This is a genomic window from Gordonia sp. UBA7860, assembly GCF_002500165.1.
GTDB lineage: Bacteria > Actinomycetota > Actinomycetes > Mycobacteriales > Mycobacteriaceae > Gordonia > Gordonia sputi.
Map to the genome: position 1 here is coordinate 19,061 of NZ_DLSO01000162.1, position 9,870 is coordinate 28,930.

8 protein-coding genes are annotated in these 9,870 nt (G+C 66.6%); 6 read left to right on the plus strand and 2 right to left on the minus strand.

Features of this window, described 5'->3' with window-relative positions; all coding sequences use genetic code 11:
- Positions 1-139 precede the first annotated feature (139 nt).
- The 3 genes from B3T59_RS20195 to B3T59_RS20205 all read left to right on the plus strand — a co-directional run bounded on the left by B3T59_RS20195 (position 140) and on the right by B3T59_RS20205 (position 4,226).
- Positions 140-1,276 carry an MBL fold metallo-hydrolase gene (locus tag B3T59_RS20195; protein WP_064862819.1) on the plus strand — a complete coding sequence of 379 codons (1,137 nt, stop codon included), beginning with the start codon at positions 140-142 and terminating at the stop codon, positions 1,274-1,276.
- Positions 1,255-3,819, plus strand: a complete 2,565-nt coding sequence (locus tag B3T59_RS20200) for an HAD-IC family P-type ATPase (protein ID WP_287004966.1) — start codon at positions 1,255-1,257, stop codon at positions 3,817-3,819. The genes B3T59_RS20195 and B3T59_RS20200 overlap by 22 nt, the downstream gene beginning before the upstream one ends.
- A gap of 110 nt (positions 3,820-3,929) precedes the next feature.
- Positions 3,930-4,226: an antitoxin gene (locus tag B3T59_RS20205; RefSeq protein WP_251722564.1), complete on the plus strand. Its 297-nt coding sequence runs from the start codon at positions 3,930-3,932 to the stop codon at positions 4,224-4,226.
- Positions 4,227-4,309: 83 nt separating this feature from the next.
- Here the strand turns inward: B3T59_RS20205 and B3T59_RS20210 are convergent, their stop codons facing one another.
- Positions 4,310-4,936, minus strand: a complete 627-nt coding sequence (locus tag B3T59_RS20210; protein ID WP_251722565.1) for a DNA-3-methyladenine glycosylase — start codon at positions 4,934-4,936, stop codon at positions 4,310-4,312.
- Here B3T59_RS20210 and B3T59_RS20215 point away from each other — a divergent pair.
- Together B3T59_RS20215 and B3T59_RS20220 are read left to right on the plus strand one after the other, a co-directional pair.
- Positions 4,914-5,351 (plus strand): type II toxin-antitoxin system Rv0910 family toxin, encoded by a 438-nt coding sequence (locus tag B3T59_RS20215; protein WP_005209321.1) that lies wholly within the window; start codon positions 4,914-4,916, stop codon positions 5,349-5,351. The genes B3T59_RS20210 and B3T59_RS20215 overlap by 23 nt on opposite strands.
- A 633-nt stretch (positions 5,352-5,984) precedes the next feature.
- The gene (locus tag B3T59_RS20220; protein WP_064862754.1) at positions 5,985-7,667 is read left to right on the plus strand and encodes a VWA domain-containing protein; all 1,683 of its coding nucleotides are present in this window, start codon (positions 5,985-5,987) and stop codon (positions 7,665-7,667) included.
- Positions 7,668-7,673: 6 nt separating this feature from the next.
- Here the strand turns inward: B3T59_RS20220 and B3T59_RS20225 are convergent, their stop codons facing one another.
- Positions 7,674-8,579: a LysR substrate-binding domain-containing protein gene (locus B3T59_RS20225; protein ID WP_064862748.1), complete on the minus strand. Its 906-nt coding sequence runs from the start codon at positions 8,577-8,579 to the stop codon at positions 7,674-7,676.
- Between the two features lie 110 nt (positions 8,580-8,689).
- On the opposite strand from B3T59_RS20225, the gene B3T59_RS20230 reads away from it, so the two are divergent.
- A partial coding sequence (locus B3T59_RS20230) for an acetyl-CoA C-acetyltransferase (protein WP_287004967.1) occupies positions 8,690-9,870 on the plus strand: 1,181 nt, incomplete at its 3' end.

Below are 9,870 nucleotides of genomic sequence, written 5' to 3' on the forward strand. Positions count from 1 at the left end.
CGGTCAGTGAACAATTGTGCGCTGAAGTGGCCTTCACGCGCGTCCGATTGATCCGGGGCCGAAGGCGATAGTCTGGCGGAATGGTCGCAAGGAGTTCTCGCCGGACACCGAATTCCCTACGAGGCAGGGATCCCCGCTCATGATCAGTCGTCTCGCCGACGTCGGGGTACGGGTGGCCGATTCGGCGACCGGCGCATTGTCGGCAGCGGGACTGCCCGCCGCTCGCGCACTCGGCGCCGACCGCGACGCGATCCGACCGTACGTCGAGTCGTCGGAGTATCTCGTCGACGGCGCCTTCGTCAATCCCGAACCGTCGTCATTCGGTGTGGCGGCCGACTTCCAGGTCGCGCTCGACATGGCTCGCGGCCCCGGCAAGCCGAGCCGACCCGTCCTTGTCACCGTGCCCCGATTCGACGCCGAGCCCGGCAAACTCACGGTCACCTGGCTCGGGCACGCGTCGGCGCTCGTCGAACTCGACGGCACCCGCATCCTCACCGATCCGGTGTTCAGCGAACGGTGTTCCCCCTGGCAGCAGGTGGGACCGGCCCGTTTGCATCCGGCGCCCGTCACGGTTGCCGACCTCCCGCAGATCGACGTCGTGTTGCTCAGTCACGATCACTACGACCACCTCGACATGGACACCGTTGTCGCCGTGGCCGACTCATCGCCCGACGCGGTGTTCGTCACACCTGTCGGTGTCGCAGCGCACCTCGTGAGCTGGGGAATCCCCGGTGACCGCATCCGGCAGGCCGACGTCTGGCAGAGCGTCTCGGTCACGCGCGGAGCAACCACACTCGAGTTCTTCTGCGGGCCGGCCCGGCATTTCTCCGGGCGTGGACTCACCCGCAACCTCACCCAGTGGGCGAGCTGGGCCGTCGTGGGACCCGAGCACCGATTCTTCTTCTCCGGAGACACGGGCTACAGCGAGCGGTTCGAAGAACTCGGCGCACGGCATGGTCCGTTCGACCTGACGCTCATCGCCGTCGGCGCATATGACCCGTCGTGGCCGGAGGTGCACGTCGATCCGGAGGAAGCCGTCGCGATACATCGGATGGTGTCGGGCGAATCGGGCACCGACTCGGTCTTCCTACCCATTCACTGGGGAACGTTCAGTCTCGCGCGGCACTCGTGGGCCGATCCCATCACGCGCCTGCTGCCCGCGGCCGCGCGACACAACACATCCGTCGTCGTGCCGCAGCCCGGCGGCACCATCGACGTCACCGCGCGGACCGGGACCGGACTGCGCATACCCACATGGTGGGAGACCTCGGCGTGAGCGAGCAGAGCACAGCGGCACCCGAGCGGGGCCTCAGCGCCGACGAGGTCGCACAGCGCGTCGCCAACGGCAAGGTCAACGACATGCCAGACCGCTCGGGGCGCTCGGTCGGCGACATCATCAAGGCCAACGTCTTCACCCGGATCAACGCCATCCTCGGGGTGCTGTTCGCGATCGTCGTCTTCACCGGGTCACTCATCAACGGACTGTTCGGTCTGCTGATCATCGCCAACAGCGGCATCGGCATCATCCAGGAGATCCGCGCCAAGAAGACCCTCGACAAACTCGCCATCGTCGGACAGGCCAAACCGCGTGTGCGACGTGACGGCGAGGTCACCGAGATCCCGCCGAACGAGGTGGTACTCGACGACATCATCGAGATCGGTGCCGGCGATCAGATCGTGGTCGACGGCGAGATCGTCGAGTCGTATGTCCTCGATGTCGACGAGTCGCTGCTGACCGGCGAGGCAGATCCCATCGACAAATCCGTCGGCGACAAGGTGCTCTCGGGGAGCTTTGCGGTATCGGGGGCCGGCGCCTACCGCGCGACCAAGGTCGGCGCCGACGCCTACGCGGCGCAGTTGGCGTCAGAGGCGTCGAAGTTCACGCTGGTCAAGTCGGAGCTGCGCTCGGGGATCAACCAGATCCTGCGGGTCATCACCTGGCTGCTGATTCCCGCCGGATTGCTCACCATCGTCAACCAGCTGTTCATCAGCAACAACGGACTTCGTGCGTCGCTGCTGGGCATGGTGGCTGCGCTCGTGCCGATGGTTCCCGAGGGACTCGTGCTGATGATGTCGATCGCGTTCGCGGTCGGGGTCATCCGTCTCGGGCAGCGGCAGTGTCTGGTCAACGAACTGCCCGCGATCGAAGGCCTGGCCCGCGTCAACATCGTGTGCGCCGACAAGACCGGCACCCTCACCGAGAACGGGATGCGTCTGTCGGAGCTGCGGATCATCGACGACGAGGGCCGTGTCGACGACGTGAAGGCCGACGGCTCCGGCGATGGCCCCGAGGGTCGGACACGTGCTCAGCGCGTGCTCGCGGCGCTGGCGAAGAACGATCGCAGCCCCAACGCGAGCATGCAGGCCATCGGCGAGGCATACGACGACGCGCCGGACTGGTCGACGTCGGCCGTCGAACCGTTCACCTCCGCCAAGAAGTGGAGCGGCATGTCGTTCGTGGATGCCGACGGCCACGACGAGGGCAACTGGGTTCTCGGTGCGCCCGACGTGCTGCTCGACGACGAGTCCGAACCCGCACGCGTCGCGAGCGACCTGGGGTCACAGGGCCTACGCATCCTGCTCCTGGCGCAACTCGACGTCGCCGTCGACACCGAACCGGACGCGGGATCGGCGACGCCCGGGCACCTGACCCCCGTCGCACTCGTCGTGCTCGAGCAGCGGGTACGTTCCGACGCTCGTCCAACCCTCGACTACTTCGAGCAGCAGGACGTTGCCGTCAAGATCATCTCCGGCGACAACGCCCGCTCGGTGGGCGCGGTCGCGGAGTCGCTCGGCCTCGGCTCACCCGACACCTCCGTCGACGCGCGCGAACTGCCGACCGAACCGAACCAACTCGCGCACGCCGTCGAAGAGGGTGTGACGTTCGGGCGTGTGCGGCCCGACCAGAAGCGGGCGATGGTGCGGGCGTTGCAGTCCGACGGCAACAACGTCGCGATGACCGGCGACGGCGTCAACGACGTGCTCGCACTCAAGGACGCAGACATCGGCGTCGCGATGGGATCTGGGAGTTCCGCCGCTCGATCGGTGGCTCAGATCGTGTTGTTGGACAACAAGTTCGCGACGCTGCCCTATGTCGTCGGTGAGGGTCGTCGGGTCATCGGCAACATCGAGCGTGTCTCCAACCTGTTCCTCACCAAGACCGTCTACGCGGTGCTGCTGGCGTTGTTCGTGGGTATCGCAGGGCTCGGCGCGAAGTTGTTCGGCACGCCGTCGATCAGCTACCCGTTCCAGCCGATCCACGTGACGATCGCGGCGTGGTTCACCATCGGGATTCCGGCGTTCATCCTCTCGCTCGCACCCAACAACGAACGGGCACGTCCCGGATTCGTGCGACGCGTGTTGACTCAGGCGGTGCCGAACGGGATCATCGTCGGACTCTGCGCATTCGTCACCTATCTGATCGTCAATCCGGGCGGGTCGGGTAACTCGCTCGGCGGTGACTCGGTGGAACTGTCGCCGCACCAGACACAGGCTGCGACAGCAACGCTGATCACGTTGATCGCGATCGCGGTGTACGTCCTGGCCGTTGTCGCGCGTCCGTACACGTGGTGGAAGGTGCTGTTGATCGCGGTGTCCGCGGGCGCATACGTGCTGATCTTCTCGTGGCCGTTCACCCAGCACATGTTCAAACTCGACTCGTCGAATTGGCAGATGAACTCGGTTGCATTTGTTTCAGCGGCCGTCGGCATCGTGGCCGTCGAGATCATGTCGCGCGTCGGGCCGCGCATCGTCGCGAAACAGGAGGCTGCCCGTATGGAAGCCGAGGAGGTCGCCGCGGCCGGCCTTGCGGGGTCATAGCCTCACCGCCTCGATGGTCCTAGACTCGACGGCACTGTGACGTGGCCGACCGGGCTGCGCGAACCCGACCCGCACAGTGATGACACGCAGAGCGGTGACGAGGAGAAGACATGGATCTCAAAGGACTCGTGGACAAGGCCAAGGAAGCGCTGCGGGGTAACCCGAGCCTGATCGACAAGGGCGGCGACGCCATCGACAAGGCGACCGGCGGCAAGTACGCCGACAAGGTCGACAAGGCCCAGGATGCGGCGCGTAAGGCCGTCGGCGTTGAGGGTGACACGCCCGCGCAGCAGAACCCGGCCCCGCAGAATCAGAACCCCCAGAACCCGGCCCCCCAGAACCCGGCCCCGCAGAACCCGGCGGAGCAGAAGCCTGCGAACGAGCAGCAGCCCCCGGCCAACGGCTGAGCAGGTTCGAACCAGGTTGCGGTTGCGATCGGTGTCACTACGGGTGACCGATCGCAACCGCAATTTTTGTCTCTGCGCCTGCTCTAGTCGGCCCGGGGGTGGCGACGGTACGCCGACACCGTCGGATCGTCGGTGATCCAGTAGCGCCACGCGACGTCGGCGTTGCGTCGAACCCCCACGCGCGGCCCAGAACTGATCCGTACAGGGTTGTGCGGTACAGGGTTGGCGATCTGGCCGTCGACCTCATCCGGCGTGACGAATCGGACCCCGCGCGAGCGTGGTGCGTCGAGGTCGACGCCGAGATCGTCCATCGTGATCCCGAGCGCCTTGGCCAGATTCCCGGGTCCGCGAGCCAGTCGAGCCGGGGCGATGTGTTCCCCGCGCCTGAGAAGCGCAACGTCGAGGCCGTCGACCACCTCGCCCGCACGCAGCAGCACCGCCGACGCTTCGCCGTCGGGTCCGGTGACGACGTTGGCGCAGAAGTGACCGTGGATGCGGTACACGTACAGCCTCGACGGCGGTCCGTACATGATCTCCGAACGGGGTGTCCGTGTGTACGCGTGCGAGGCCGGATCGAGCGGGCCCGCGTACGCCTCGACCTCGGTGATCCGAATGGTCACACCGTGCCCGCGCAGAATTCGGCCCAGCATCGAACGCGCGGCGGTGGTAACGCTAGGCTGACGAACCATGGCTAAGACGAGCAGCTCCATCGAGGTCGATCTTTCCCCGGAAGATACCTGGTCAGCAGCGTCGGATCTGAGTCGGTACTCGGAGTGGCTGCTTCTGCACGACGGTTGGCGTTCACCGATACCCGGTCCCGGCGAACTCGCAAAGGGCACGAAGGTCGCGTCCGTCGTCAAGGTCAAAGGCACGCGCATCCGGTTCGACTGGGTCGTCGAGACGTACGACCCGACGAGCCAGGTTCGTCTCAAGGGCAACGGCAAGGGTGGCATCAAGGCGAAACTGGATCTCGCCATATCGCCCACCGAGACCGGCTCGTCAGTAGTCTTCACTGTTGATCTGGGTGGTCTACCGCTGATCGGGCCCGCAGGGAAAGCGGCCGCGATGGCTGTCTCCGGCGACCTGACCAAGTCGCTGGACACCTTCCGCGAGGTCTTTGCGTAGAGCTCTCGAAGTCGACCGCAGACATACTTCTCGGCGCGCGCAGCGCCGGTGACACCAGGGGGACGCACGACGATGGGGCGGCACTATTCCGACTCCGATTCCGACGGTCGGGGTTCTGACGGTCAGGGATTCGGCGGCGACCGGGATGATCGGCGTCGCGAACCCGGCGCACCCGATCGTGGCACCGGCGGCTTCTCCGACAATCCGACCCGTGCTGGCGCGCGACCAACTCCGCCGCGACAGACACCGCCTCCGCGACAATCGCCGCCGCCCCGACAGACACCGCCTCCACAGGGACCCCGACAACAAGTTCCGGGCCGCCAGGCTCCTCGGCCCCAAGTTACTGGATCCCAGCCTCCTGCATCCCAGACCCCTCGGCCCCAGACCCCTCGGCCCCAGACCCCTCGGCCCCAGACCCCTCGGCCCCAGACCCCTCGGCCTCAGACGTCGCGGCCGCAGGGCCAGACTTCACAGGGCCAGACTTCACAAGGCAAGACGCCCCCGCCCGCGCAGCAGCGCCGACAGGCCTCGTCCCCGACAACCCCATCCGCAACAACCCCGTCTCCGACAACCCAGCCCGCCTCGGGTCGCCAAGCGGCGCAGCCCGCTTCGGGTCGCCAAGCGGCGGCGGGGCTGGCTGCGTCGAGCGGTCAGACGACGCCGCGTGGCAGTCGGTCAACGCGCAAGGGTGGCTCGGGCGACGGGTTCGGATTCGAGCATCGTGAGGCGCGCAGCGGTCGTCGAGGGCTATGGCTGTGGAGTGCGGCCGCGCTGCTGGTCGTCGTCGCGATCGTCGGTGGCATCGCGATCTGGAAGTCCGGAATCGTCGGAGGCTGTGGCGACCGCACATCGGTCAGCATCGCGGCCGACCCGGCAATCCGAGATGCGGTTGCCGACGCCACGTCGAAGATGTCGTCGGATTCCTGCTACGACTACACCGTCACCGCGGTGGCAGGCGCCGACGTCCCTGGCCTCCTGACCAGTGGCGACAAGGCGCCAGACCTGTGGGTGCCAGACTCGACGCAGCAGGCGAGGCGGGTGACGACGCAGGTGCGTCGCCAACTCGACACCGTCTCACCGTCGATCGCCGCCACACCCGTCGTGGTGGCGGGTACGCAGGTCGGAAAGCTGTCGAATTGGGTCGACGTGATGAAGCTCGACGGCCTGCGAGCGGGCAACCCGATCGACACCAGCACCGGCGACGCGCCGATCGTCGGAGCACTCGCCGAGGTCGACGCGGGCAAGCTCACCAACGACGACCTCATCGAAGCGATGACTGTGCTTGCGGTCCAACAGAACAACGCCCGCCTGGTCAACGACAACGAGGGCACCCGGCTCAATCTGGCCAACACGTCGACGACGCCGGTGGTCACCACTGAGCAGCAACTCACCCTGTTCACGCGAACGCATCCCGGTTCGAAGCTCAAGTCGTCGATCCCCGAGGACGGCACCGTGATGCTCGACTATCCGCTCATCAACACCGCACCGGAGTCGCGGGCGGAGACTGCGACAGCGGCGGCCAAAGAACTCGCCGATGCGCTCACCGCCGGCGACGGCGCTTCGTCGGTCACCGACGCCGGATTCCGAAAGCCCGGTGACAACAAGGGTTTGACGGTGCTGCAACTCAAGGACCCGTCACAGGTCGACAAGGCTCTGCGCCAGTGGCAGGTGCTCGGCGTCCCGATCCGCACACTCGTCGTCGAGGACACGTCGGGGTCCATGGCCGAGAAGGACGGCGGCGAGACGCGTGCGCAGCTGACGATCGACGCGTCACTGACAGGACTGAAACTGTTCCCCAACAACACCGAGATCGGCGGGTGGGCGTTCGGCGTCGACAAGGGCGGACCGGGACAGGACTGGAAAGAACTCTCGCCGATTCGTCGGCTCGACGCTCAGGCATCGGGCGGTGGCACGCACCGCGACGAACTGAGTGCAGCGGTGAAGGCAGGGCTGGCGCCGTCGGAGCTCGGTGGTGGTACCGGGCTTTACGACACGACGCTGGCGGCGTTCAAGAAGGTTCAGGACAGCTATGACCCGAACTACTCCAACAGCGTCATCATCCTCACCGATGGGCAGAACGAGGACCCGAACAGCATCAGCCTCCAGCAGTTGCTGTCGCGGCTCAAGCAGCTCGAGGATCCCGCGCGGCCAGTGCTTGTGCTCACCATCGGAATCTCCGAGGACGCCGACACCGACGCCCTGAAGCAGATTGCCGAGGCGACCGGCGGCTCGTCGTACGTGGCCAAAACCGCCGGCGACATCCAGACGGTGTTCGTCGACGCGATCCGCGCCCGGGTGCAGGCGGCCGGCCGCTGACGTCCGTCAGTTCGGCAACACCGACTGATCGTGGGCGACGTCGTGGAGGACGTCCAGCGCTCGTTCGACGATCGGGGCGTCGGCGGTGACGAGTCGGGCCGCCGCAAGATCGACGGGGTCGGCGTCGGGCGTCATCGGTAGGTAGCGGACGCCTGCGATTCCCAGAGCGGCGGTCGGCTCGGGCACGACGGCGACGCCGAGGCCCGCTGCCACAAGCGTGACGAGCGTCGAGGTCTCCTGTACCTCGTGTCGGATCTGCGGGACGAACCCAGCGGCGGCACACAGTGCGGCCAGTTGGGTGTGCATCACCGAACGTCCCTGTCCCGCATGGGAGATGAAATCGTCGTCGTGTAGATCGGCGAGCGCCACGTGCTGCTGGTGTGCCTGTGTGTGACTGTCGGGAAGCGCCACCAGCAACCGGTCGCGCCGTACCGGGGTGACAGTGACCTCGGGTGCGGTGATCGGTGGACGCAGCAGGGCGAGGTCGATGTCGCCCGCCAGCAGCGCCGCGATCTGTGCGGGCGCGAGCATCTCGCCGCGCACACTGACGTCGACGTCGGGGAGCTCTTCGCGAAGCGCCCGGACGAAGCGGGGGAGCAGCGAATAGGTCGCCGATCCGACGCACCCGATGGCAAGGCGACCCTGTGTGCCCTCGGCGATTCGTCGGGCGTGCGTTCCCGCATGGTCGACGGCGTCGAGGATGGCGACAGTCCGTTCGAGATATGCCTGCCCGGCAGGCGTGAGTTCCACGGTGCGGGTGGTGCGGATGAGGAGCGGGAAGCCCAGCTCGTTCTCGAGCTGACGGATCTGTTGAGACAGCGGCGGCTGCGCGATGTGCAGTCGCTCGGCGGCGCGCCCGAAGTGCAGCTCCTCCGCGACCGCGCGGAAGTAGCGAAGGTGGCGCAGCTCCATCGGGGCTCCCCTCAGTATGGATATCTCTGACGTTATTAATATTCCTGAAATCTTAATAGATCCCAAATGGATACTTCTCAATATCGCTGCCAGTTCCTAGGGTTGAATCCATGAACGCCCCCACAGATGTCGTGATCTGCTCCCCGCTGCGCACCCCGGTCGGACGCATGGGAGGTGTCTTCGCGCCGCTGTCGGTCGCCGACCTCGCGACAGAGCTACTGCGCGAACTCACGACGCGGACCGGTCTGGGCGAGGGCGACATCGACGATGTGATCCTCGGGCAGGGCTACTCCAACGGCGAGGCCCCGGCACTGGGCAGGATCGCCGCACTCGACGCAGGGTTGGGAGTCGGGGTGCCGGGCATGCAGGTCGACCGACGCTGCGGCTCGGGATTGCAGGCGATACTCAACGGTGCGGCGCAGGTCGCGACCGGAGGGGCGAACCTGGTGATCGCCGGTGAATCGATGTCGAACGTCGAGCACTACGCGCTCGGACTACGCACCGGCGCCCGCGCAGGCGGCGTCGAACTGATGGACCGGCTCGAACGCGGGCGTCTGACGGCTGGGGGCGAGTCGCATCCGGTACCTGGCGGAATGATCGAGACCGCGGAGAACCTGCGTCGTGAGTACCGGATCGGACGCGACGAGCAGGATGAGTTGGCCGTCCGATCGCATCATCGGGCCGTCGCCGCCCAACGGGAGGGACGATTCGACGACGAACTCGTCGCCGTCACCGTGCCAGGTCGACGCGGCAAACCGGATACGATCGTCGATCGCGATGAACATCCCCGCGCGGACGCAAGCGTGGAATCGCTTGCAGGACTTCGCCCGGTGCGCCAGCGCATCGACGCTGAGTCCACGGTCACCGCAGGAAACGCCTCGGGTCAGAACGACGGCGCAGCGATGTGCATTGTCACGACACGGTCAGAAGCGGAACGTCGAGGCCTCGATCCGATGCTCAGCCTGCGATCCTGGGCGGTCAGCGGATGTGCCCCGGAGACAATGGGTCTCGGACCCGTCGGCGCCACCGCAGCAGCGCTCGACCGCGCCGACCTCACCCTCGACGACATCGACCTCATCGAACTGAATGAGGCATTCGCCGCCCAGGTACTCGCGGTGCTCGCTGAGTGGAAGGTCGACGCCGAGGATGATCGCCTGAACCCCAACGGATCCGGCATCTCGCTCGGACATCCCATCGGTGCAACGGGAGGTCGAATCCTTGCGACCGCCGCGTACGAGGCGCGCCGTCGTGACGCTCGGTACGTTCTCGAGACCATGTGCATCGGTGGCGG